The sequence below is a fragment of the Citrobacter sp. RHBSTW-00887 genome (assembly GCF_013728095.1).
Taxonomy (GTDB): domain Bacteria; phylum Pseudomonadota; class Gammaproteobacteria; order Enterobacterales; family Enterobacteriaceae; genus Citrobacter; species Citrobacter braakii.
This window is the reverse complement of record NZ_CP056267.1, coordinates 4,563,889-4,589,345: the sequence shown is the minus strand read 5'-3', so window position 1 is coordinate 4,589,345 and position 25,457 is coordinate 4,563,889. Positions and strand designations below refer to the sequence as shown.

Genomic DNA, 25,457 nt, shown 5'->3' with positions numbered 1-25,457 from the left:
AAGGGAAAAAATGACTACACGCTATTTTTCGTCACTTATTGAACAATCGTTGTCTCGTTCAACAGAAGCAACGCTGAGTATCATGGGGGTCACAAACCCGCAGTTGCGTGAACACCTCGCGCAGCAAATGGGTGCCGATTGTGGGGAGTCTGGCTCATTTCTTGCTGCACCGGTTTTCCAGCAAATGTTTGGCTGGAAAGAGTCAAATAACACGATGCGCAGCCTGACGGAAGGCAAGGGATTGCTAAGTAAAGCCGTTGTTGATTCGCTTGATGATCAGAACAATGGTCGCTACCGTTTTGGTGCTGACTGGAAACCTTTCACTCACCAGCTGGCCAGTTGGAAGGCTTTACTGGAAGAGAAACATTCTGTGGTGGTGACAAGTGGTACGGGTTCAGGCAAAACGGAATGTTTTATGGTGCCGGTGCTGGAAGATCTCTACCGGGAGCTGCATGAAAATGGCAACAATCCGCTGGTTGGTGTCAGAGCCCTTTTCCTCTATCCACTTAACGCCCTGATTAATTCACAACGTGAGCGCCTGGAAGCATGGACACGAGGTTTTGGCACCGGGATCCGATACTGCCTCTATAACGGTAATACTGAAAATCTCCACGCTGCGGTAAAAAGTGAGCAGGTGAAAAGGCCTAATGAAGTGCTCTCGCGTGAAAAGATGCGTGAAGAACCTGCTCCGATTCTGGTGACCAACGGCACAATGCTGGAATATATGATGGTACGCCAAATCGACGCCCCGATTATTCAGCAATCCAAAGCACAAAAGTCACTACGTTGGATAGTACTGGATGAAGCGCATACCTATGTCGGTTCGCAGGCCGCTGAACTGGCGCTACAGTTACGTCGCGTGATGACGGCATTTGGCGTGACGCCCGATGATGTGCGTTTCGTGGCAACCTCTGCAACTATTGCCGGAGGCGATGCCGAAAAACAGCTGAAAAAATTCCTCTCTGAATTATCCGGTATACCGCAGGAGCGTATTGACGTACTGGATGGAACCCGGGTGATTCCGAAACTAGAACCGTGCAAACACGTTTATATTCCGTTAGAAGAAATTGAGCAAATCCCTGATACAGACATGAAGGGCGTAAGCCCAGAGCGCTTTGATGCACTTACACATTCACCTGAAGCACATTACTTGCGTGAGATGTTAGTCACTCAGCCGGATCCAATGAAGCTGGATACGATGACGCAGCGGTTGAATACGCTGACCAGGCAACATTATAGCCAGCAGGATGTGCTGCGCTGGATCGATGTTTGCTCCGGCACTCAACCTAATACTAAAGATCCGGCATTTCTGAAGGTAAGAGCGCATATCTTCCAGCGCAACACCCAGGGTGTGTGGGCTTGCGTTGATAAAGACTGCAGAAAAAAGCATGGCACTCCGCTGGAAAAGGGCTGGCCCTTTGGCTATGTGTATGTGAATCAACGGCAAAATTGTGACTGCGGAAGCCCGGTCTACGAACTGGCATTCTGTAATGAATGTAACGAGCCACATCTTTTGGCGCGGGACAAAAAGGGCAAACTGGTCCAATGGGAAAATAAAGGCGGTGATGAGTTCTCTTTGCAGGATGATACGCATGTTGAATATGACGGCGTAGAAGATAAAGTCGAGAAAGAGAGTACTTTCCAGCCCCCGCTTATTATTGCCGCAGAAAAGACCAGTGAGATGGGGTATACCATCCAAAGGCTGGATCGCCAGACGCGTCGTATTGGCGTGGGTAGTAATGACAGTATCCCGTTGGTTATTAACGATATTGAGCAAGTTTGCAGCGCTAGTGGCTGTGGCTACAGAGGGACGAGCGGGAAACAACCCTTCCGTCGCGCTTTATTGGGGGGGCCATTTTATGTCACCAACATTGTGCCCACCGTTCTGGAGTATTGTCAGGACTTTATTAGTGAAGAAGGAAAAGAGGGCGTCGGACCTGATTCGCTACCAGGTCGAGGCCGTCGACTTATTACCTTTACCGATAGCCGGCAAGGAACGGCCCGAATGGCGGTGCGCATGCAGCAGGAAGCTGAGCGCAGTCGTTTACGCGGTAGCGTGGTGGAAATCCTGAGCTGGCATCAACGAACGCAGACTACCGTCACACCGAATGCCAATGCCGATCTTGAAAAGTTATCCGCGAGGGCAAAACAGGCCCGAAATGAGGCAGAAGAATATAGAAGCTGGGGAATGCCGGAACAAGCAAAACTGGCAGAAGCGCAAGCTGAACAGCTTGAACAGGCTATTCAGGTTGCGACCGGTGGCAAAGCAGCAACTGTTCTGCTGTCCCGGACCTGGACGGAAATGGTAAATGAACTTAAAGAGAAGGCCGATATTCGCGGTCCGATTCTGCAATATAACCACTACCTGAAGCCTGAAATTTTCAACGAAAATGGAGGGCCGCTGAAGCTTTCAGAAATGTTGCTTTTCCGGGAGTTCATGCGTCGTCCTAAACGAACTAACAGCCTGGAAACGCAAGGGCTGGTCCAGGTTGGTTATCAGGGGCTGGAGAGAATAATTAAACTCCCGGTGCACTGGCAGGAAAAAGGGCTGACGCTGGGCGACTGGCAGGATTTTCTTAAGGTTACGCTGGATTTATACGTTCGTGAAAGCAACTTCACGCAACTGGACGATGAATTGAAAAACTGGATTGGTAGTCGTTTTTCATCGAAATTCGTCCGTAACCCGGAAACGAAAGATCCTGAAGATAATCAGAACAAACGCTGGCCGCAAATCCGTAATGGCAACTTATCCCATCGTTTAGTGAAGTTGTTGATGTTGGGAGCGGGTTTCAAAACAGCAAATACGACGACGATTGATATTATCAACGCGTGGCTGAAAGAAGCATGGAATCAACTTACCGGACCACTTGCCGTACTGAAGCCGGATGGTAACCGTTTCTATCTTCCAAAAGAGCACCTGACTTTTTCTTTAATCACGGATGGCTGGATTTGCCCGGTAACCAACAAAATTCTGGATACCACCTTTAAAGGCTTAACCCCGTATCTGCCAACCCATATTTCGTTTGAACATCTTAGCCAGGTGCAGTTCGACACGTTTGTCGCGCAAAAGGTCACTATGCCGGAAATCTGGAAGCTGGACCGTTCGCAAGAAGACTACGCGGCAGGTCTGGCGAAAGTACGTGACTGGGTCAGCAAGGAGCCGCTGATCGCGCAATTACGTTCGGAAAACGTCTGGACGGATATCAACGATCGTGTTGTGGAAGGGGGCTTTTATTACCGCACGGCTGAGCACTCAGCCCAGCAATCGTCAGAACGTCTGCAAAGCTACGAAAAGATGTTCAAAAACGGGCAACTGAATGTTCTCAACTGTTCCACCACCATGGAAATGGGGGTTGATATTGGCGGTATTACTGCCGTGGTGATGAACAACGTACCGCCGCATCCGGCCAACTATTTACAGCGTGCAGGGCGGGCCGGGCGTAGTAAGGAATCGCGAGCGATCTCTTATACCCTATGTAAAGGGAACCCGCACGACCAGCAGGTTTTTGCCAATCCGCTGTGGCCGTTTGAAACCATGATCCCGGCCCCGATGGTGGCGATGAATTCTGCCCGGCTGGTACAACGCCACGTCAATGCATTATTACTGTCCGACTTCTTATGCAACGTTATTGGTGAAACGGAGAAAGAAAAAACCAGCCTCGACAGTCTCTGGTTTTTTGGTGAGGACGACGGGCAGTCAAAATGTGAACGCTTTAAAGTCTGGCTGGAGCGCCCGGTGCTTGATATCGACGCTGCGCTGGAACGGCTGGTGAAAGGTACGGCGCTACATGGTGCCAGACCTGACCTGCTGCGGGATAAAACCATTAACGCGATTACTTTCCTGCAACAGCGATGGCTTTCCGTCTATCGCGATCTTGTGGCTCAAGAGCGCGAATCACAGCCGCAAACGCCTTATCGCAAGCGCATAGAACTGGAGAAAAAACGGCACTGCGGCGAGTATTTGTTGCGCGATCTGGCAGCCAGAACCTTCCTGCCGGGTTATGGCTTCCCGACGGATGTGGTGACGTTTGATAACTTCACTATGGAGGACTATATCCGTGAAAAATCGCGGAAAAGCCGGGATAAAAAAGATCGCGAAGATAACGTGTCACGCTACAAAGGGCTGCCCTCCCGTAACCTGGGAGTCGCCATCCGGGAATATGCGCCAGGCGCAGAGATCATTCTTGATGGTCGGGTCTTCCGCTCCGCTGGTGTCTCGCTGCACTGGCACAATATTAACGCGGATACCAATGAGGCCCAGCGTCTGGATTGCGCCTGGCGCTGCCACAAATGCGGTACGATTGGCTATAAAGAGGGGATGAGCAACTCCGGGACGCTCTATTGCACCAACAGCGCGTGTGGTGAAAAAATTATCACTGAAAATCGCCGTCAGGTGCTGCAGCCTGCCGGATTTGTGACCGATGCGCATTCGCCGGTGACCAACAATATTGAAACCATGAAATTCATCCCGGTGGTCCCTGCCTGGGTATTTGTTAAAGCCGAACCGATGCCGCTGCCTAACCCAATAATGGGATATATGGCCTCTGGCGCTGACGGGCATGTCTTCCAGCAAAGCCTGGGAGAAGGTGGGCATGGTTACGCGTTATGTCTGAGCTGTGGCCGTGCAGAGTCGATGCTGAATGCCAACGACGCACCGAAGAGTATGGAAGCGCACTACCCACCGCGCCCGGGAAAAGCGGATCGCGATAGCCAGAATCAACGTCTAATTTGTCCCGGTTCGACGGCGCTTATGAAGAAGGTCACGCTGGGGGCTCTGGCGCGAACGGATGTCTTTGAAATGGTACTACGCAAGCCGCAAAACGGTGAATATCTGCCGGATAACACTGAAGAGGGGCGTGTTGTCGCCATGACCCTTGCAGTTGCGCTGCGTCAGGCGCTGGCGGGTGTTCTGGGTATCTCTGCCGCAGAGTTGGGCTACGCTGTGCGTCCGGTCAGGTTGGAGGACGGGCAATCGGTATTAGCTGTTCAGCTGTATGATGTGATCAGTGGTGGTGCTGGTTTTGCCTCCAGTGCGCCATTGCATATTGAGTCTATTCTGCAGGGAATGGTCAAACAGCTAGGGTGTCATCATTGTGATACCTCCTGCAGTGAATGCCTGCTCGACTCCCAGACTCGCCACGATCACGATTTACTGGACCGAAAAGCGGCACTGGCCTGGCTTGGGGATGACTTCGTCTACTATGTTGGTTTGCCGGATACGGAGACATTCTCGCTGCCGGCTGCCCGCTACTGCCCGGGAGCCATTAGCGATACCCTTCGCCGGGCGATTAACGAAGGGGCTGAAAAACTCACGTTGTGGATGAACGGGCCGCTCAATGAGTGGGATCTCTATGCCCGCCAGTTCCGGGCTGCTATACAGAACTACCGGGTAAAAGATAACGTTGCGGTTGATCTCGTCATCCCGGCTGGCGTCGATGACCCTGAATTGATGCACGAGCTTTCGCAGTTTACTGCTCTGGGTGTACGGTTGTGTCATAGCGAACAGGCTCCGGAACTGCCGATTGTGGCACAAATCGCCTTTGCCGATCGGGTGATGACGCTGGCTTCACGCAGCCAGCAGGCAACGATCCCGGGACCGGGCTGGCATCTGAATGACGAGCTGGTGGTTCGCAGCTTCGGTTATCAACCGGTAGCGCTGAACGAGTTTGTTCTGCCGGGGAAAGCCGCGAGCGCTGTTGAACGCGTCAAAGATATTGCGATCCATAAAGAGCTGAACGGCCCGCTTTCGCAGTTTGGAAAACGCTTCTGGAACGTGCTGTTTAACGATCACGAAGAGGCGAAGTCGCTGATGAAAAATCAGCGGATCATCGGCGTTCACTATACCGATCGTTATTTGCAAAACCCGGTTGCGCTGGTGCTGCTGGCAGGAATACTGCAATCGTTAAAACCGTTACTGACAGATGACGCAAAAATGGCAATTGATACCCTGTTCAAACCCAAGGACCGCCCCGGTAACCGCCCTTCCCACGACTGGATGAACGAAGCAGATTTTCAGGATTTCGCCGACCAGTGGTTTGCCGCGGCAATGGGCAGGACGGTAGCTCTGAGGGTATTCAACTCGCTGCGCGATATTCCCCACCACCGTAAACTGACGGTGACCTTTGAGAATGGTCAGGTATTAAAGATCCGTTTTGATCAGGGTATGGGTTACTGGCATATCAAATTTGCATCGAAATGGTATTACTTTGACTTCAGCGATGACGTTTCCTTCCAGTTAGGCAATATGGCGCTGGCCTGCCAGGAGGGCAACGTGCTTAACAGAGAAGAAAGCTGGGCAACGGATGTGCTGGTGGAGGTGATAGCAGCGTAAGGCACACCGCTCCCGACTCACTGTCGGGAGCGGTGTGCGTCAGGCGGTACGCTTGCCGGTAATCACGTCGATAAATTCCTGCACCTGCCGCTGCTTACGGGCGGACAGCTTGCACACCCTACGCAGCGATTGCAATAACGCGGGTTCTTCCGGCTCCGGCAGCTTAGTCGTTAGCACAATACAGCCGTTCATCACCTTCACATCCACCTCGGCACCGGTGGCAAAACCGGCGGCTTCCAGCCACTGGCCCTTCATGGTGAGCGCGGGGATGCGGGTATAATCCGGATAACGGCTCGCATAACTCACGGTCAGGTGACGGTTATTTGTTGGAGAGACTTCTGGATCGCACGGATCTGCAATAGAATGGGTATCAGTCATGACTGCTATTCTCCGATAATAGTGATTGTGATGAGCGATATGGCCGTGTTCCACCACGGCCATATCGCGATAAATACCTGTACATATCATCAGCAAATAAAAGAAAAGTCCAGCTGAAAACAAAACGTAATAAGCGCTATTTGGAATAAATAAGATATATTTTTGCGGATTATAAATGGACGTGAATAGATAAAAGCGCACGCTTCCGGTGCGCTTTTATAAGGATTATGCTTTTTTACGCGAGGCTTTTTTACCGCCACTGGCGGCGCGTTCAGCCTTAATTTTTTCCAGCAGCGCGGCAGCGCTGTTTTCACCGCTGATAAGATCCGGGTTTTCAGCACGCCACTGGGCGGTAAGCTCACCGCGGAAGGCTTTCGCCAGGATTGACTGGGTGAGGCTGTTGACGCGGGTCAGGGCGCTGTTGACCTGCTTTTCAATGGTGTCGGCGTAGGCGAAGAGTTGTTCAACGCGGCGGACGATTTCGTGTTGATCAGGGAGCGAATACACAGGTACATTGATTGATGAAATTTTAGATATACTTAGTGTGTAGAGCCCGGCTCCCGATGTAGCTTTGCTAACGATCTCTTCTTTCCCTTGTGGAGACATTAAGTAGAAAAGAAGAAAAGTAGGATATAAAATTTCTTTGTTAGCTCTTACTTTTATCAGATGGTTTTGATGTACACATTCTTGTATCTCTTCACGCCAAATAGCTGCTCGACCAATTTGATCAAGGCTACCATTTCCTTCTACTATTAATAGATCTTCATACTCCAATGAGACTCTACGTAGTTCATTAGGTTGAATGCCTATTTCTGTTACATCGTCTAGTTTCAACTCGTTTTCATAAACATTTGCGACACGAAGGTATGGTACTCTTTTTTCGAAATTGTTACGTTTTGAGTTTTTAGTTAAACCACCTATTACACATGCAATATCTTTTATTTTAAAATTATTAGCGGTAGGTAAATTTGTTAATTTTCCACTCATCGCTGTAGCCAGCACCGCCTGACGAAAACGTTTCAGGATTTGTGGAATTTGCTCAAGACGTGCTTTGGTGCTGTCTACCTGCGCCAGCAGCGTATCGAGTTTTTCGGCGATGATTTTTTGTTCATGTAATGACGGAAGATTTATATCATAATCCGTGAAATTACCCATTTTTATATAATTAGTCGCAGAGCCATATTGTTTTTTTTCATTCTCTATCTTCCATCGCCATTTTAAATGGTAATAAATAAATTTTGTAGAACATAGAAAATTATATAAAACATAAGTTCTCTGATAGGCTTCAGCTTTACCATTATAATAAAATACTTGGCCTACATTAGCTCCATTACCAGGAAGAATGATTAATTCACCTTCAAAACTAAATGTATCAGCTGCAAGAGGTTCTAACGCACAGGTGAAAAATTTATATTTGCCAAAAGCAGAAGCATGATTTGCATCAACTTTACCAGTTTTAACATCTGAAATATCAAGAAGATTGATTTTTGGCCAAATGTGCGTGTTTTGTAATAACATTATTTCACCTCACCAAACGCTTCTTCCAGCAACTGACGCTGCGCATCCGCTTCATCGCCCGCGCCCAGCTCGCGCATCAGCGCGTCCAGCTCGCCCAGCGCCTGCACCAATTCGCCCATCGCTTCTGCCGCCAGCACATCCGGCTCCGGCAGGCTGTCGGCGTCGATGCTGTCCTTATCCTTCAGCCAGGAGATATCCAGCGAATCGGATTTCGCCGTGCGGATCCACTCGCGGCTGAACTTACGCCAGCGGCTGGTGGCCTGATGCTGGTCGGTGTTTTTATTCTCTTCGCTGTCGGCGACTTCGCTCTCTTCGGCGTTAAAGCTCCATTCACCTTCTTTACGCGGGCTTAAGCCTTGCGGATCTTCGCCGTAGACGGTTTCAAACGGCTGCAGGTGCTGCTCGGTAAACGGCGTGCGCTTGCCGAAGCTCGGCATATTGGTTCGCAGGTCATATACCCACACGTCGTCGGTGCAGTTTTTATCCTGATTCGGATTTGCCACCGTGCCTTTGGTAAAGAACAGCACGTTGGTTTTAACGCCCTGAGCGTAAAAGATGCCGGTCGGCAGGCGCAGGATGGTGTGCAGATGGCATTTGTCCATCAGGTCGCGACGAATATCGGTACCCTTGCCGCCTTCAAACAGCACGTTATCCGGCACCACCACCGCCGCACGGCCGCCGGGGTGCAGGGTGTCGGTAATATGCTGCATAAAGCACAGCTGTTTGTTGCTGGTCGGGTGTACGAAGGTGCGGGTAATGTTGGTGCCCGCGGCGCTGCCAAACGGTGGGTTAGTGGCGACAATATGCGCCTTCGGCAGGTTTTCGCCGTCGCTGCCCAGCGTGTTGCCCAGACGGATAGCGCCGCCGTGGTCGAGGTTGCCTTCAATATCGTGCAGAAGACAGTTCATCAGCGCCAGACGACGGGTACCGGGCACCAGTTCGAGGCCGATAAACGCGCGGTGGATCTGGAAATCCTGGGTGTCGCCATCAAGATCATCCAGATCGTTGGTTTGTGACTTCACGTAGCGGTCGGCTTCAATCAAAAAGCCCGCCGTTCCCGCTGCCGGATCCTGCACCACTTCACGCGGCTGCGGCTTCAGCAGATGGATAATGGTTTTAATCAGCGGACGTGGGGTGAAGTACTGGCCCGCGCCGGATTTGGTTTCGTTAGCGTTCTTCTGCAGCAACCCTTCGTACATATCGCCGAAGTCGTCGCGGGACTTCCCGTGGTTGCCGTTGTACCAGTCCAGCGCATCCATATAGCTGACCAGTTCCGTCAACTGCTTGGGTTGCTCAATGGTGGTGCTGACATTATGGAACACCGCCTGCACCAGCTTTTTCTCATCAGACCCTAACTGAACCAGCAGGTTACGGTAGAACTGCATCTGATCCTGGCCAATGCGCGATTTCAGATCATCCCAGCGATAGCCTTCCGGCAGGTAGTCCGCTTCCTGGCCGGTCTCTTTACACATTTTCAAAAACAGCAGCGAGGCGAGTTCATTGACGTAGTTTTGATAGGAGACGCCGCCGTCGCGCAGGTTGTCGCACAGTTTCCATAATTTGGCGACCAGATCGTTATTGTTCATTGAAGATCCCATGTAAAACAGCGGCCCTTATCGGGGCCGCGGAAGAAGAAATTGCCGGGAATGATAACGCGTCAGGCAAGCTCGTCCCAGATATAATCGCTGAACTTATCCAGCACGCTGTCGAGGCTGTCGTCAAAGGTGCGCTGTAACATTGGCTTACCGCCGCGGCGATGGAAATTGCCGGTTTTGAAGACATCGTCGTCGAGCACCACTTTCTCTTTCAGCGCCTGCGCTAAACGGTCGAGCCAGCTTAGCTGCTCAGGGCTCCAGTCGTTCTCGCCTTTGATACGCGCCAGCGCGTGATCGACACGTTCGTCGAACGGTTTGAGCGCATCGCCCACCGCCGCGCGGCGGATGTGGCCGATCAGCCGGGCGGCGATATCCTGATTGCGCGTTGCTTTCCACGCGCTGCGCAGGGACGACTCTTCAAAATGCTGGCGGTCAAACCATTCCTGCAATTCCACCAGCCCTTTACGGGTAAGGTCGCGCGGGCGATTGATCACCGCCTGCAGCGCGGGCTGGGCGTTAGGGGCGTGCTGCACCAGCGCATCGAAGGCTTCGAGGAAATCCTGCGGCGTGTCGTAGTCGCCGTACAGCGATTTGACGCTCACCACCTCATCGTCAATATCGAGGAAGATAGGCGCATCGCGCAGGGCGTTGATATCGGTTTTCAGCCTTTCGAGCCGGGTGATAAAGCCGGGGAGCTTATTAAAAATCTCGGCGCTCCAGTGCGGCCCTTTTTCCCGCAAGCGAGAAGCCAGCCCGCCGAAGTTGACGCCTGCGGCATCCAGGCACAATTCGTCCAGACGGCGGACCTGCTTATCCACCGTTTCGCTGCGATCGCGGTTATAGGTGGCAAGACCGATGATCCGCTGCAGTTTAGCAACCAGTTGTTCATGGCTGTGTTCGGCAAAACTGCGGCCATCCGCTTCGATGGTTTTGTAGGTTTCTGAGTCGGTAATTTCGTTGACCAGCGTTTGCAGCTCCACCTGCGGACGCACAACCACAGGGCGCATGGTGTCGACGCTTTCCAGCGAGCTGTAGATATCAACACAGTCGAAAATCTTAAAGCTGGTTTTCCCCACCGATGGACACAGACGCGTGGCACGGCCCTTCATCTGCTCGTAGAGAATGCGGCTTTTGACTTTGCGCAGGAACACAATATTACAGATAGACGGAATATCCACGCCAGTGGTCAGCAGGTCGACGGTGACCACGATATTGGGCAGCCGCTCTTTGTTGAAGCGGACGATCATGCTTTGCACTTTCTTCGCGTCTTTATCGGCATCGCCGGTGATCTTGATGATCGCATCGTGCTCAAGCTGCGGGTACTTTTTCTTAAACGCGGTACGCAGCTCGTCCACCACCATATCGGCATGGGCGTTGGTGACGCAGAACACCAGCGTTTTTTGCTGCCCGGTGGGATCGAGATATTTGGTAAGCTCGGCGCATACCGCGCGGTTAAACGCCGGGATCACCAGGCCACGGTTAAAATCGGCAACCTCAAAATCCTGATCGTCAGCCAGCGTGTCGTTGATCAGCTCGCCCTGCGGGTTCAGGCGTTCCACCTGCTCGCCTTCGGATAGATAGACGCCATCCTGCGCGTTGCGGGTGACGATCTGAATGGGCGGATCCTGGTCGATCAGATAGCCGTCGATCACCGCCGTACGGTAGGTATAGCGATAAACCGGTTCGCCGAAAATATCGACCGTGTGCAGGGCTGGCGTGGCGGTCAGGGCAATTTTTACCGCGTCAAAATGATCGAGAATACGACGGTAGGCAGAAACGTAATCCAGCTGGCTGCGGAACTGCAGCTCGCCTTCAGTCTGCTCTTTATCCAAAATGTAGCCGCGGTGCGCTTCATCGACGACAATACAGTCGTAGCGGCCGACTGGCATAGGTTCATCGGATTGCAGCGTACGTTTGACCAGCGACTGAACCGTGGCGACGTGAATTTTGGTGCTGTCTTCCGGGAATTTATCGGTCAATCCTTTGATATCAAAAATACTGTTAAAGGTATCGCCGTTAATCCGTGTGTCTTCAAACGCCCCCAGCGCCTGCTCGCCAAGCGAGCGACGATCGACCAGAAACAGAACGCGTTTGAAACGCTGCGACTGTATCAGGCGGAACATCAGGGCAATGGCGGTACGGGTTTTACCGGTACCGGTCGCCATTGCCAGCAGGATCTCTTGCTGGCCATTAACGATAGCCTTCTCTACCGCGCGGACGGCATCTTCCTGGTAATAGCGCAGGCCGAGTTCGCTCATACCGGGGTTATCGGCAAACCACTGATTTTGTTTCTGCGGGTCGCTGCCCAGCATATCCAGGAGCTCTTCCGGACGATGCCATTCCGGCAGCGCTTTCGACATGTTGGTGGTGTGGCGGACGTCGCGATACCAGATGCCACTTTTGGTCTTCATCGCCGCGCGGTATTCACGCCCGTTGGTGGAGTAGCAGAAAGGGATTTTAAAGCGCTGTGTACCGCTGGTGTCCTGCCAGCTGATTTCATACTCTGGCACGGCTTCATGTACTTCGTCGGGAGCGTAGTGCTCCAGCAGCGTGTCGCGTAGGAAACCGTTATCGAAGTATTTACTGTAGCGATACGATTCGTTGAGTTTGCCGGGAACATCGATGTTTTTACGTTTTGCTTCGACCACTGCGATAGGCTTGAGGCCAACGAACAGTACGTAATCGGCAAAGCCTGTTTTACCCGTTTCATCTGTACCCGTCGGCCATTCGGCTATCGCTTTGTTGACGCCGGGTTCCGGGCGAGCGCCTTTAGCAAAGCGCAGCGTTTTGCTGTCGGCCTGCCAGCCCGCTTTACGTAACTGGGCGTCAATCAGGAAGCGACTCTCTTCTTCGCTGAGATTCAGCGTACGTTTGATCGCCTGATCGGTGATCTCTTTGTGATAGGCCTTACGTTCCTGCTCGGTCTGTTTTGCTAACTCGGCATTTTTGGCAGCGAGCTGTGCTTCCAGGGCAGCCACGCGGGCTTTGGTCTGGGCTTCGGTTTCCTGTTGCTTACCTTCGAGAACGGCAATGTAGCCATTGAGTGCAATTAAGCGTTGCTGCTGAGCTTCCAGCTCTGCCTGGCTGTGAACTTTTTCCTGTGCCTGCTGCTCCAGCTGCTGTTTGAGCGTGAGAACTTCGGCGTGGTAGCGATCATCGCCGTGCTCAGGCATCACAAAAGTTGGAACCGGGAAATCGTAATCTTTGGTCACCAGCCGGTAGTACCAAACGGCAAGACGGAATCCGAGGCGCAGACACATCTGGGCATCATCGAGATCGTTATGGTATTCGTGAACGGCCTGATTGCCGATACGGCGCAGCTTATGGAAAACGGAATCTATGGTCACTCCCGTTTTTGCAACACCGATTTTGACGACAAGTTGGCTTGCTTGAATCTATCCGGCGTCTGAATGGGATTTTATTCCCGCGCCTTGATGAGTTCCGCGCCTGATGAACCTCCAGAAAATATACGGCTTCAATGAGCCTTTCCGTTTTACAGGTTCCTCAACAGGCCGGTGGGCCGTTAGTATCATCAATATCAGTATTCGCAAAACCAGATCAGTAATTCTTTAAACCGGTGTATTTCTGCCGTTATGCTACATAAGTTTGCTGTCGTGCCGTTAGGGCCCAGGCTATTCTGGCCAGCTTGTTTGCCAGAGCACAAGTGACGACAAAGTTGCTTTTCCGGCACAGTAAATCCCTGACCCAATCGGCCAATTTGCCAGACTGGTGTTCCAGTTTTTGTATGAATACCCTGGCACATTGAACCAACAAAGTTCGGATCTTTTTATTACCTCGCTTACTAATTCCCAGCAATGTCGTCCTACCTCCCGTGCTGTACTGCCGAGGTACAAGCCCTGTTGCCGCCGCAAAGTCACGGCTGCTGGCGTACTGCTTCCCGTCGCCAATCTCAGTTGAAATAGTACTCGCTGTCAGTGTTCCGACGCAGGGAATGCTCAGCAAGCGCTGTCCAACCTCATCTTCGTCCAACTTTCGTTTCAACTGGGATTCCAAATCTTTAATCTGCTCAACAAGATAGTGATAATGCTGTTGTAATTTCAGCAATAACTGGCTGAGGTAAAGAGGCAAACTATTATCCTCAAGAATGGTACTCAGTCGGCTAATAACGGCAGCTCCTCGGGGAACGCTAATGCCAAATTCCAGCAGAAAAGCATGCATTTGATTGGTTGTTTTTACCTTATCCTGAACCAGGGATTCACGGACACGATGCAGAGCCCGCATTGCCTGCTGAGATTCCGTTCTGGGCTGCACAAAACGCATAGACGGACGCGATGCAGCTTCACAAATAGCTTCGGCGTCGACAAAGTCGTTTTTATTGCTTTTAACGAACGGGCGGACAAATTGTGGTGATATCAGCTTTGGGGAATGCCCCAACTCTTCCAACTTGCGTGCCATAAAGTGAGAACCGCCACAGGCTTCCATTGCGATGGTTGTAGCGGGGCATGTCGCCAAAAATTCGATCAACTTTGGCCGGGTAAATTTTTTACGGTAAACAGCCTTCCCGCGACGATCCTGGCAATGAATATGGAAAGAGTTTTTACCCAGATCGATACCAATGAGCGCAATGTTTTCCATGATAGTTCTCCGAATGAAAGCCTGTCCTCAGCATAGTACCGGGAAGGAGGGAGTGACCATCTCATTAAGAATGCTATCGTCAATGAAGGCGATTTTGCCCAGCTCACGCAGCAGGTCGTGCTGGTTTTCGCAGGGAGGAATATCCAGTAATAACCCCAGGTGTTTGGCCGTCGCTTCGCCAAACATGCGCATTTTTACCAGTGTCGTATTCGGGTCGTCGGGGTAGTTGTTTTCCGCCGCGCAGGCAATGGCGTAAGTGAAATCGTTTACGCCTTTCAGGAAATCGAAGTTGGATTTGTTCATGCACGTTCCGCGTTCAGGCCAGCCTTCGGGATGCTGACGTATTAGGATAATCCGTTAATGGAGGAGGCATCAGTGCATGCTACCTCTCTCCAGTTGTACATTCAATCGTCAGAATTTAATGTAACTCACTATTTTGTAAGTATGTTCTCAACTTCCCGTGCTACTTTTGTTCTGGTTTAACAGACAGTACTCACTTGTTCCTGTTTTGCGCTTTCTTCATTAAGGCTTTCAATGCCTCAATAGTGAGTGAGGGTTTTTGTCTGTGGAGCATGGCATGGCAATTGGGGCAGACAGGACGAAGGTCTTTTACGGGATCCAGTTTGTAACGCTCTCCAATATCAGACAGCGGTGTAATATGGTGGACGTGAATATAGTCCTTCCCGGTTTCACCATACGTTTCCTCAAAATCCATATTGCACACGCTGCACTGACAGCCGTAGTGATCTATGCATTTGTCTCTTGCCGTTTTACTACGTTCGTATTTGTTAACTTTGATTTGCTTTACGGCACCTTCGTAAAAGGTTTCCGGAACATCATCTGGATAATCGATATTCACTCGAGTGGAAAGCGATTCTGCCTTTTTGATGCCTTCAGGTGTGAGCTTCCAGATACCAAGGCCTGATTCTTTTGCATTGTGGAGATACTTGTAGTCAACAAGCTTTTTCCTCGCCCATTGGACCATGTTGTTCCATTGAGGGCGATTAGTATCATCGGGGAGTAACATGTTCATTTCTTCGTTGGTCAGGCCGAACTCCTTGCCCAACGGCTCGTAACATGAGGAGGAACTGACTTCTCCCCCTCTGGTGTAAATATTCAAAAGCAGGGGGATTTCTATCTCTTTATAACTGGGAAACGACATGTTGATCACCATCAATGGATTAATATTTTTATGTCCTGAAAACTTCTTGTTGATGCCACTCAATAAATTTGTCTTGAGGATAGTCCTCTTTATTTTTTGGAAGATGAATCTGAACTCCTGAAAAGTCCCAAAATAGCCTGGAGACAATATTACTGCCATTTACTGCAGACGAAATTCGTACTCGCATACTCTCATCCAGCCCAATCGAACCTTTATCAAAGGCTTTATGGTGGATTGCACACAGCGCCAGTCCGTTTGAAATCTCGCACGGGCCACCATGCTGTTTCCATTTGATATGGGCCGCTTCAAGCGCAACTGAAGTGCTGTCGTGGCGCATATTGAAGCCACAAATGGCGCATTCATAGTTATAAGCACGCAGAACCTGCTGGCGGAACAACGGGTCCCGCTGTTTGCGGATTTGCAGGATATCAAACCCCAGTTCATCCGCGATTTCTTCCTGAATGCTTTCGGTGAAGTGCGCTTCGAGGATTTGCTGGGCCAGGGCGTTGATGAGGTTCTTGTTCTTTTTCAGCAGGGCAAAATGTTGTTCATCAAAGCCTCCGGCAACGTTATGCGTCACCAGTTCTCCGGCAGGGGGCTGTTTACTGCTGCCGGATGTTGAGCACTGCTCGGCGTTTTGTAGCTCCCAGAACCCATCGCCCTGTAAGCGCCAGAAGGGCATATCCGGGCGGTACTGCGCGCGCTGTGGTCCAAATCGTTCCAGCAGGCTATGCAATGGGTCGCGAACTTCCGAACCGTAGTCAAACAGGCGACCGTGACCCTGCTGATAACCCGCCAGCACATGAAGCAGCAGCAAAGGTTTGTGCGGCGCACGCTGCTCGCCTTTACGCCAGATGGTGATGTCGGCAATTGCCTGTTGCAGGGTTTTACTGGAAGTCATTGATTTCATTATCAGGTAAATAATTGCGATGATGCTCGCAAAATATCACCTGATCAAGAGGGGCGAGGCCGATACACTATCGACTTCACTTTTTCGCTTGCCGTTATTTCAGAAAGCCTTGGGTTAAAGGAACCTGACTCATGAATGAACTACCTGACACGCTACCGCGCGAGTACATTATCAAGGCCATTCACGCCTATGACTCAGGCTTTTCGCATCGCTTCAAAGAGGCGCGGCTTTACGAGCTGGAATTTCAGGGACGTCGCTATCCGTCAAAAGCTATTGCCGGAATTGCGGCGACGCTTTTGACGGGCAAAACGTTTACCCCTCAGGATTTCTCCGGCGGTATCAGTTCGAAATGCGTCAGATTATTGACTGAGCAGGGTTTTCATATTGCTCAGGATAAAAACCGTGTTGCGGCGGTGAGCGGCACGATTTTCCCTGAAGAACTCGAGGCGCAAACGGAATATATAGAAGGGGCGGCGACTCAGGTGATCGTGAATCGCTATGAGCGTGACCGCAATGCCCGACAAGCAGCGCTTCGCCATCACGGCTGTCAGTGCAAAGTGTGTGGCATCGATATGTCAAAGGTCTACGGTAAGATTGCCGAAGGGTTTATCCATGTTCATCACCTGGTACCCTTATCGGTAATTAAAGAAGACTACCGCCTTGATCCCATCAATGACCTGATTCCCGTGTGTCCAAACTGTCATGCCATGCTGCACCGACGCATGCCGCCGTATACCCCAGAAGAGCTGAAAAATATGCTGTGCTAAAGGACCAAAAAAGGCGCCCACAGGCGCCTTTAGCAAGACCGTTACCCCTTCGACCCTTTCCCCGCAATCACCCCGATAAACTCCAGCACCTGCTTTTGCTTACGCGCGGAGAGCTTTTCCACGGCGCGCAGGGATTTCATCAGTTCTGACTCTTCGGGTTCGGGCGTGCGGGCGGTTAACACAATGCAGCCTTGCATGACGCGCACATCGACGCGGGTGCCGGTGTCGAATCCGGCGGCTTTAAGCCACTGGCCCTTCATCACGATGGACGGAAACTGGACATACTTCACCGGCAAACGGCTGTAATCAGGATAACCGCTCGCATAACCCACCTTCAGGCAACGGTTATCTGCGACGTACACTTCTGGATCAAATGAAACTGCAATACAATGCGTATCAGTCATGGTCGCTATTCCTCGATAATAGTTACTGTGATTAGCGATGCGGAGGTGTTGGCGCACCTTCGCATCGCGCTAATAAAACCCCTGTAAATTACCCCAGTAATTGGCGGGAAGTCCAGATGTAAATAAGATGAAATAAGCGCGATTAGCACGCTTTCGGAATAAATAGAAATCCTCTCTATCCCAATAAACATAGTATTATTCACCGTATAAATTCATTCCTGTCCCATCCTCCTGATACCTGCCATTTCCAGAAAATAACGCCCATCTGTATCAGGCCAAAAATGAGATCTAACTCACTGAAGCAAATAGCAAACTCTGAAACAACGCCGTTTTGTACACTTTGCTTTACACTTTTAGTGATGTGAATCACAAATATAAACCCGTGAAGTGATCCGACTCTCACAAAATGGGGTGTACTCATTCAGCAATACAGTATGAGCACAGACTGGAAAGTTAAGTTTTCAGTATTTCCCCTCTCCACGGGGGCACCATCGCAAATGGCAAATCAACACGCAAAAAAAAACTTGTTGAATATGAACGGGTAAAAAAATGACGTGTGATTTGCATCACCTACATTTACAGCTTTTTAAATTATTGCCAGTGATTAATGTTGACCAGGCTATTTCCATAATCAATTAAATCTTGCATAGTGCCTCCACATTATTTCTCCCCCTGACTCAGGAGGCGAATAGTTATATTTCATCAGACTTTATTGATGAACCAGGTATGCTTTACTTCACATTAATACGTACATGACCACTGTTACTGGAGAAACAAAATGAATTATCCGGCAGAACCCTTCCGTATTAAAAGCGTTGAAACTGTATCTATGATCCCGCGTGATGAACGCCTTAAGAAAATGCAAGAAGCGGGATACAATACTTTCCTGTTAAATTCGAAAGATATTTATATTGACCTGCTGACAGACAGTGGCACCAACGCAATGAGCGACAAGCAGTGGGCCGGAATGATGATGGGTGATGAAGCCTACGCGGGCAGCGAAAACTTCTATCATCTGGAAAGAACCGTGCAGGAACTGTTTGGCTTTAAACATATTGTTCCTACTCACCAGGGGCGCGGCGCAGAAAACCTGTTATCGCAGCTGGCAATTAAACCGGGGCAATATGTTGCCGGGAATATGTATTTCACTACCACCCGTTATCACCAGGAAAAAAATGGTGCGGTGTTTGTCGATATCGTTCGTGACGAAGCGCACGATGCCGGTCTGAATATTGCTTTTAAAGGTGATATCGATCTTAAAAAATTACAAAAACTGATTGATGAAAAAGGCGCCGAGAATATTGCCTATATTTGCCTGGCAGTCACGGTTAACCTCGCAGGCGGGCAGCCGGTCTCCATGGCTAACATGCGCGCGGTGCGTGAACTGACTGCAGCACACGGCATTAAAGTGTTCTACGACGCAACCCGCTGCGTAGAAAACGCCTACTTTATCAAAGAGCAAGAGCAGGGCTTTGAGAACAAGAGCATCGCAGAGATCGTGCATGAGATGTTCAGCTACGCCGACGGTTGTACCATGAGTGGTAAAAAAGACTGTCTGGTGAACATCGGCGGCTTCCTGTGCATGAACGATGACGAAATGTTCTCTTCTGCCAAAGAGTTAGTCGTTGTCTACGAAGGCATGCCATCTTACGGCGGCCTGGCCGGACGCGACATGGAAGCCATGGCGATTGGTCTGCGCGAAGCTATGCAGTATGAGTACATCGAGCACCGCGTGAAGCAGGTTCGCTATCTGGGCGACAAGCTGAAAGCCGCGGGTGTACCGATTGTTGAACCGGTGGGCGGTCACGCGGTATTCCTTGATGCGCGTCGCTTCTGCGAGCATCTGACGCAGGACGAGTTCCCGGCGCAAAGCCTGGCTGCTAGTATCTATGTGGAAACCGGCGTACGTAGTATGGAGCGCGGAATTATCTCTGCGGGCCGTAATAACGTGACTGGTGAACACCACAGGCCGAAACTGGAAACCGTGCGTCTGACTATTCCACGCCGCGTTTATACTTACGCGCATATGGATGTGGTGGCTGACGGTATTATTAAACTTTACCAGCACAAAGAAGATATTCGCGGGCTGAAGTTTATTTACGAGCCGAAGCAGCTCCGTTTCTTTACTGCACGCTTTGACTATATCTAAATAATAATTATGGCCCCATCTCAGGATGGGGCTTTTTTGTATTTCTTTTCCATGAACAGGAAGCCTTTGCGGTGCCCGTTACCGTGACATAACTACAAAAGTAAACCCTGACTCCGACATTTTTATTATCCGCATGATGTACAAATGACAGCTGTAATTATAACGAATAGTCTACAGGAACATTTATCATGGATATTAATGCCATTGAGCGACAGAGTAGTACCCCCGGACTGATTAGCGGAACCATGTTGGTTATCGCGACCGTAGTGGGTGGAGGGATGTTTTCCCTGCCGATTGCGATGGCTGGCGTATGGTTCCCCGGTGCGTCAGTTATTCTTCTGTTTATCGCCATCATGATGTTATTAACCGGTCTGATGCTGGTCGAAGTTAATCTGCATTATGGCGCCGGTGCCAGTTTTAATACCTTTACCCAGGATTTATTAGGCCGAAAGTGGAATATTGTGGTCGGTATCGCTTTCGGCTTTGTGCTGTATATTCTGACCTATGCCTATATATCTGGTTCGTCGGCGGTGATGGCGCAAACCGTGTTCAAATACAGCGGCGTGCGCTTTCCGGCGAATATCTCGGTGGTGATCGTCAGTATGCTGGTCGGGGCGATTGCCTGGTACAGCTCCTTGTTGGTTGGACGTATTACTACCGTGTTGATCATCGGTAAGTTTATCGCGTTCTTTGCCACCTTCTCTGGCCTGGTGGGTCATATCGAAGTGGCGAAACTCGTCGACAGCGTGGCGGTGGCGCTGCCCAATTCGCAGTACCTGCCGTATATCCTGATGACGCTGCCATTCTGCATTATCTCGTTTGGTTTTCACGGTAACGTGCCGAGCCTGGTGAAGCTGTATGGTACGAGCGGGATCTCGAATATTACGCGTTCGATTATCATCGGCACGCTGTTTGCCCTGCTGCTGTATATCTTCTGGCTGGGCGTCACGATGGGCAACATCAGTCGTTCCTCGTTCCCACCGATTATCGCCAAAGGCGGCAATATCGACGTGTTTGTCGAGGCTATCAGCGGGCTGTTCACCAGCCGTTATATGGATCTGATCCTGACCTTCTTCGGCAACTTTGCGGTAGCCAGTTCCCTGCTGGCGGCGACGCTTGGCCTGTTCGATTACATCGCCGACCTGTTTCACTTCCCGGATGACGGCATGGGTCGCCTGAAAACCGCGCTGGTGACCTACTTCCCGCCAGCCGCCGTGTGCTTCTTCTTCCCGAACGGGTTTGTGCACGCCATTGGTTACGCCGGTCTGGCCTTTACCATCTGGAGCGTGATCCTGCCGCCGTTCCTGGTGAAAGCGGCGCGGAAACGTTTTCCGACCGCCAGCTATACCGCGCCGTGTAATAACACCGTGCTCAATCTGGTTATTGTCTGTGGGGCGGTTGTCTATCTGACGGTTGTTCTGGACGTATTTGGTCTGCTGCCAACGTTTCGCTAGACGGAGTCAAAATGAAAAACGTGTTGTCTGTTCAGTCGTCAGTCGTTTATGGCTATGCCGGAAATAAAGCCGCCGTGTTGCCGATGCAGCTCTCGGGGATCGATGTCTGGCCGTTTTACACCGTACAGTTTTCCAACCACACCCAGTACGGGATGTGGCAGGGCATGGCGATGCCGCACGGCGAGCTGAGCGCCATTATCAGCGGGCTGGATGACCTGCAAAAACTGGCGCAATGCGATGCCGTGCTGTCCGGGTATCTCGGGGACAAACGCCATTGCGAAGAGGTGAAGCTCGCGGTCACCACCATTCGCCAGCGTAATCCGCAGGCGCTCTATTTTTGCGATCCGGTAATGGGCGACCCGCAAAAAGGCTGCATCGTCGCGCAGGGCGTGGAGTCCTTTTTTGTCGATGACGCCATTCAACTGGCCGATGTGATGGGGCCGAATCTCTATGAGCTGGGCGTGCTGACGGGCAGACAACTACGTAGTTTTGACGAGGTGGTGGAAGCGGCGCAGCAGTTGGTGGCGTGGGGCGTGAAGAAGGTGCTGGTGAAACATCTCGGCGACTGCTCGCGCGACAAACAGGCGTTTGAAATGCTGCTGGTGACGGCGGAACAGACGTTACACATCGCCCGGCCGCTGTATACCTTTGCCAAAATGGCGGTGGGCGTTGGGGATCTGATTTGCAGCGTGATGCTGGCTTCACTGCTCAACGGTTATGAGGACAAGCAGGCGCTGGAGCGGACCACCAGTGTCGTCGACGCGGTGATGCGGCTGACGAAAGAGCACGATTCGTATGAACTGAGGCTGATAGACGCGCGTCACCAGATAATGGAGCCGCAAATTCGCTATCAGGCAACGGTGCTGTAGCGCCGCAAGGAGGCTCTATGTTTCTGACACTGCTACGATTTCAGCATCCGCTGATCTACCGTTTTGCATGGCTTCGTCTGTGGGTCAGGGTGTTAAGAGCGTGCGGGCTGCGTAAGTGAAAGGGGAGAACATTTTCTCTGCTGCCGGATGCGGCGCTTGCGCCTTATCCGGCCTACAAATGAGCGTGAAACGTAGACCCGATAAGCGAAGCGCCATCAGGCATTAGCGCCAGGCATTACACGCGGAAGTAGCGTGGTGGGATCAACGCGGAAAAGGCGTCGAACTTCTTCACCATCTTTTTCCAGAACAACATAACAACAATCCTCGATTTGAAACATCGGCGCTATTTTAGTCAGCGCCGACAAATCGTAAAGCCAGTCGCTTCGTTTCGATCCTGAAGCGGTGTAAACCTTTTTGGTCACCGCGTCGTCAAATACGGTTGCCGTGAATTTGACGGGGTTGACAATGGATTACGCCATAAACCAGTAATAAAAGAGACCGACTTTCAGGCCGAGGATCACAATATAGGCGCAGCAGTATTTCATGGTGCCAGACATTATCTGGTTGGCCTGTCCGTCCATTTTGGTGGCTGAAACCGCAATGGCGATACTCTGCGGCGAAATCATTTTCCCTCCCGTTGCGCCAGAAGTATTCGCCGCCGCGAGCCAGTTGGGATCGATATGCAGTTTACTGGCGGCAATGGTTTGCAGTTTGCCGAACAAAATATTCGAGTTGGTATCGCTGCCGGTAACAAACGTGCCCAGCGCGCCAATCACCGGGGCGAGGAAGACGTAGGAACTGCCGGTCAGATCGACAATCGACTGGGCCAGCGTGGAGATAATCCCGCTGAGATCCATCACCGTGGCCAGCGCGACAATCGCCATAATCGCCACAATGGAATTTTTAAGCTGGAAAATGGTTTTGATAAACACTTCCAGCATCCCGCGTGCGGACGCTCCCTGAATAAAACCGCCGATAAGGGTCGCAAAGATAATCAGCATCCCCGGCGTGGTCACCCATTCAACTTTCAGCGCCAGCGTGTTGCCGTCGGCGAGCGTGAAATGCAGCACCGAGGCCAGTTGGGACGCCGCGCCTTTTATCGTCGGGAACAGCGGTGAGCACAGCAGGATAAAAACAAAAATAAACAGATATATAGAGCCTACGCGGAACAACACTTTTGCCGAGCGCGGCGTGGTTTCGCGGGTATGGCTGACCTCAATGCGCCACTCGGGATCGGTTTTCCCTTTGCGCAGGCGACTGACCATCGCCACGGCAAACAGGCTGACCAGGCTACCGGCAAAGGCGGGCAATTCCGCGCCAAGATGGATGGCGACAAAATATTGTGGAACCAGCGTGGTGATGCCGCAAATCAGCGTGATCAGAAATACGCCACGAATGGCTTTCAGGCCGCCGCCAATAATGCAGACAATGACAAACGGCAGCAGGATATTAAACAGCGCGAGCTGCAGAATAATGGTTCCGCCTAAGGTATACACCGGCAGATTAACCTGTTCCGCCAGAATAGAAACCGGGATCCCGACCGCGCCGAACGCGGTGGGAACGGTATTCGCCACGAGAGAAGCGATCGCCGCCTTCAGCGGGTTGAATCCCAGCGCAATGAGAATGCCGATCGGAATGGCGACCGCCGTGCCATAACCTGCCGCGGCTTCAAGGAATCCGCCGAAGCACCATGAAATCAGTAGCACCTGAATACGCTTATCTTCGCTAATGCTGGCGAGAATATCGCGCAGAATATCCAGCGCCTTGGTCGCCTGCATGACGTTATAACTGAAGATGGCGCCGAGGATCACAATCACAATCGGCCATAACCCCTTCAGGGCGCCATAGCCTATCGCGGCTTTCAGATTCTGTACGGGCATTTCCCAGAATATGGCCGACAGCGCGGCAGTGAATACCAAAGAGATCAACACGGAATAATGGATGGGCATTTTCAATTTCAATATTAAAAATACCATCAGTAGTAAAGGAGAGAGTGCCAGGGCAAACATAAAATATTCGTTCATTGCTATTCCTGATTGGTTCATTAAACCTGGTTTATATTTATGGTGGGGAGGCTACATTGCTGTGTTAATAAAGTATGTAAACTGAATCGCTTCAGTGAATAAAGTAATTATGATTTGTAGTTTTGTAACTATTGTAATCTTTTAATTAAAATCCAATGCCAGGTAAATATACTTAAGAGTAAGCTGAATACCTATAAATAGTTATATGATAACCTTTTTAATAATGCTGGTGATGAGAATAGTAAGCACCTGAAACTGTTTTTAAGGTGTTCATAACGCTGTGGTTTTAAATATAAAAATGTGAGCGAGACCGAAAGAAATAAACCTGGTTGTTGCATATGGGGGTTGATTAGGGGATTATTTGGTTTTGTCATACAAATGAAAATACAGACATATGCGACTGTCCTGACTTAAGAAGCGGAGAGTCGGCATCAAAGGAAAACGACCCGAGCATCACCATGAACCCAGGCATTAGTAAAAACAGCAAACAGAAAAACTGGGCGTGAAATACGGCTGAACCTTTGCTTGATATCGCGATATCAAGCGCAATAAACAGAAATGAAGCAATGGAGTAGTTATTGTGAATGTAAATTTCTTTGTTACCTGCATTGGTGACGCACTGAAATCACGGATGGCACGAGACTCCGTATTGCTGCTGGAAAAACTGGGTTGTCGCGTTAATTTCCCCGAGAAGCAAGGGTGTTGCGGTCAGCCAGCCATTAACAGCGGTTACATCAAAGAGGCGATCCCTGGGATGAAAAACCTGATCGCCGCCCTGGAAGACAACGACGATCCGATTATCTCGCCAGCAGGCTCCTGTACCTACGCGGTAAAAAGCTATCCGACGTATCTGGCCGATGAACCGGAATGGGCGCTGCGTGCCGAAAAGGTCGCCGCGCGTATGCAGGATCTCACCTCCTTTATCGTCAACAAGCTGGGCGTGGTGGACGTCGGCGCCAGCCTGCAGGGCCGCGCTGTCTATCATCCCTCTTGTAGCCTAACTCGAAAGCTGGGAGTGAAGGAAGAGCCGCTCACGCTGCTGAAAAACGTGCGCGGGCTGGAGCTGCTGACGTTTGCCGATCAGGACACTTGCTGCGGCTTTGGCGGGACGTTCTCGGTCAAAATGGCCGAGATATCCGGCGAGATGGTGAAAGAGAAAGTCTTACATTTGATGGATGCGCAGCCGGAATATTTGATTGGCGCAGACGTCAGTTGCCTGCTGAACATTGGCGGTCGACTGCAACGGGAAGGCCAGCCGGTCAAAGTGATGCATATTGCTGAAGTGCTGATGAGCCGCTGA

Annotated in this window: 13 protein-coding genes and 4 pseudogenes; 6 read left to right on the top strand and 11 right to left on the bottom strand. The window is 50.9% G+C overall.

The genetic code is table 11. The features are described 5' to 3' along the window. Positions 1–10: 10 nt before the first annotated feature. Entirely contained in the window at positions 11–6,331 is a 6,321-nt protein-coding gene (locus tag HV314_RS21850) for a DEAD/DEAH box helicase (protein ID WP_181546704.1), read from the top strand. A gap of 39 nt (positions 6,332–6,370) precedes the next feature. On the opposite strand, the gene symE (HV314_RS21845) is transcribed toward HV314_RS21850, so the two are convergent. The 9 genes and pseudogenes from symE (HV314_RS21845) to HV314_RS21810 all read right to left on the bottom strand — a co-directional run bounded on the left by symE (HV314_RS21845) (position 6,371) and on the right by HV314_RS21810 (position 16,481). Beyond that, complete coding sequence (symE, locus tag HV314_RS21845; protein WP_181546702.1) at positions 6,371–6,709, bottom strand: endoribonuclease SymE; 339 nt, start codon at positions 6,707–6,709, stop codon at positions 6,371–6,373. Between the two features lie 225 nt (positions 6,710–6,934). Beyond that, a pseudogene (locus tag HV314_RS21840) lies at positions 6,935–7,822 on the bottom strand (restriction endonuclease subunit S); the annotation flags it as partial. Next, positions 7,799–8,227, bottom strand: a pseudogene (locus HV314_RS27685) (restriction endonuclease subunit S); the annotation flags it as partial. The pseudogenes HV314_RS21840 and HV314_RS27685, both read right to left, overlap by 24 nt. Then, a complete protein-coding gene (gene hsdM / locus HV314_RS21835) occupies positions 8,227–9,813 on the bottom strand; it encodes a type I restriction-modification system methyltransferase (RefSeq protein WP_181546698.1) in 1,587 nt (528 codons plus the stop codon). The pseudogene HV314_RS27685 and the gene hsdM, both read right to left, overlap by 1 nt. 71 nt (positions 9,814–9,884) lie before the next feature. Then, positions 9,885–13,157, bottom strand: a pseudogene (gene hsdR / locus HV314_RS21830) (type I restriction-modification system endonuclease); the annotation flags it as partial. Positions 13,158–13,413: 256 nt separating this feature from the next. Continuing rightward, positions 13,414–14,418 (bottom strand): IS110-like element IS4321 family transposase, encoded by a 1,005-nt coding sequence (locus HV314_RS21825; protein WP_000427623.1) that lies wholly within the window; start codon positions 14,416–14,418, stop codon positions 13,414–13,416. A gap of 63 nt (positions 14,419–14,481) precedes the next feature. After that, positions 14,482–14,721 (bottom strand): annotated as a pseudogene (locus HV314_RS21820) (hypothetical protein); the annotation flags it as partial. A 190-nt stretch (positions 14,722–14,911) separates the two neighbouring features. Next, the gene (locus HV314_RS21815) at positions 14,912–15,580 is read right to left on the bottom strand and encodes a winged helix-turn-helix domain-containing protein (protein ID WP_239006828.1); all 669 of its coding nucleotides are present in this window, start codon (positions 15,578–15,580) and stop codon (positions 14,912–14,914) included. A 28-nt stretch (positions 15,581–15,608) separates the two neighbouring features. Then, entirely contained in the window at positions 15,609–16,481 is an 873-nt protein-coding gene (locus tag HV314_RS21810) for a phosphorothioated DNA-binding restriction endonuclease (RefSeq protein ID WP_181546694.1), read from the bottom strand. Between the two features lie 140 nt (positions 16,482–16,621). On the opposite strand from HV314_RS21810, the gene HV314_RS21805 reads away from it, so the two are divergent. Continuing rightward, the gene (locus HV314_RS21805) at positions 16,622–17,257 is read left to right on the top strand and encodes an HNH endonuclease (RefSeq protein ID WP_181546692.1); all 636 of its coding nucleotides are present in this window, start codon (positions 16,622–16,624) and stop codon (positions 17,255–17,257) included. A 41-nt stretch (positions 17,258–17,298) separates the two neighbouring features. Here the strand turns inward: HV314_RS21805 and symE (HV314_RS21800) are convergent, their stop codons facing one another. Next, the gene (symE, locus tag HV314_RS21800) at positions 17,299–17,661 is read right to left on the bottom strand and encodes an endoribonuclease SymE (RefSeq protein WP_016155589.1); all 363 of its coding nucleotides are present in this window, start codon (positions 17,659–17,661) and stop codon (positions 17,299–17,301) included. Between the two features lie 778 nt (positions 17,662–18,439). On the opposite strand from symE (HV314_RS21800), the gene HV314_RS21795 reads away from it, so the two are divergent. The 3 genes from HV314_RS21795 to pdxY all read left to right on the top strand — a co-directional run bounded on the left by HV314_RS21795 (position 18,440) and on the right by pdxY (position 22,133). Further along, the gene (locus HV314_RS21795; RefSeq protein ID WP_016155590.1) at positions 18,440–19,810 is read left to right on the top strand and encodes a tyrosine phenol-lyase; all 1,371 of its coding nucleotides are present in this window, start codon (positions 18,440–18,442) and stop codon (positions 19,808–19,810) included. Positions 19,811–19,998: 188 nt separating this feature from the next. Beyond that, on the top strand, positions 19,999–21,264 hold the full coding sequence (locus HV314_RS21790) for an aromatic amino acid transporter (protein WP_016151548.1): 1,266 nt from the start codon (positions 19,999–20,001) through the stop codon (positions 21,262–21,264). Between the two features lie 11 nt (positions 21,265–21,275). Further along, a complete protein-coding gene (pdxY, locus tag HV314_RS21785) occupies positions 21,276–22,133 on the top strand; it encodes a pyridoxal kinase PdxY (protein WP_181546690.1) in 858 nt (285 codons plus the stop codon). Between the two features lie 470 nt (positions 22,134–22,603). On the opposite strand, the gene HV314_RS21780 is transcribed toward pdxY, so the two are convergent. After that, on the bottom strand, positions 22,604–24,157 hold the full coding sequence (locus tag HV314_RS21780; protein ID WP_016151550.1) for an L-lactate permease: 1,554 nt from the start codon (positions 24,155–24,157) through the stop codon (positions 22,604–22,606). A 580-nt stretch (positions 24,158–24,737) separates the two neighbouring features. Between HV314_RS21780 and HV314_RS21775 the strand changes: the two genes are divergently transcribed. Further along, a complete protein-coding gene (locus HV314_RS21775; protein ID WP_016155592.1) occupies positions 24,738–25,457 on the top strand; it encodes a (Fe-S)-binding protein in 720 nt (239 codons plus the stop codon).

Bases quoted from the DNA above. Each gene is read 5' to 3' on its own strand.
- HV314_RS21810 (WP_181546694.1), bottom strand. From the start codon at position 16,481: ATGACTTCCAGTAAAACCCTGCAACAGGCAATTGCCGACATCACCATC.
- symE (WP_016155589.1), bottom strand. From the start codon at position 17,661: ATGACTGATACGCATTGTATTGCAGTTTCATTTGATCCAGAAGTGTAC.
- symE (WP_181546702.1), bottom strand. From the start codon at position 6,709: ATGACTGATACCCATTCTATTGCAGATCCGTGCGATCCAGAAGTCTCT.
- HV314_RS21780 (WP_016151550.1), bottom strand. From the start codon at position 24,157: ATGAACGAATATTTTATGTTTGCCCTGGCACTCTCTCCTTTACTACTG.
- pdxY (WP_181546690.1), top strand. From the start codon at position 21,276: ATGAAAAACGTGTTGTCTGTTCAGTCGTCAGTCGTTTATGGCTATGCC.
- HV314_RS21815 (WP_239006828.1), bottom strand. From the start codon at position 15,580: ATGTCGTTTCCCAGTTATAAAGAGATAGAAATCCCCCTGCTTTTGAAT.
- HV314_RS21805 (WP_181546692.1), top strand. From the start codon at position 16,622: ATGAATGAACTACCTGACACGCTACCGCGCGAGTACATTATCAAGGCC.
- HV314_RS21850 (WP_181546704.1), top strand. From the start codon at position 11: ATGACTACACGCTATTTTTCGTCACTTATTGAACAATCGTTGTCTCGT.
- HV314_RS21790 (WP_016151548.1), top strand. From the start codon at position 19,999: ATGGATATTAATGCCATTGAGCGACAGAGTAGTACCCCCGGACTGATT.
- HV314_RS21825 (WP_000427623.1), bottom strand. From the start codon at position 14,418: ATGGAAAACATTGCGCTCATTGGTATCGATCTGGGTAAAAACTCTTTC.
- hsdM (WP_181546698.1), bottom strand. From the start codon at position 9,813: ATGAACAATAACGATCTGGTCGCCAAATTATGGAAACTGTGCGACAAC.
- HV314_RS21795 (WP_016155590.1), top strand. From the start codon at position 18,440: ATGAATTATCCGGCAGAACCCTTCCGTATTAAAAGCGTTGAAACTGTA.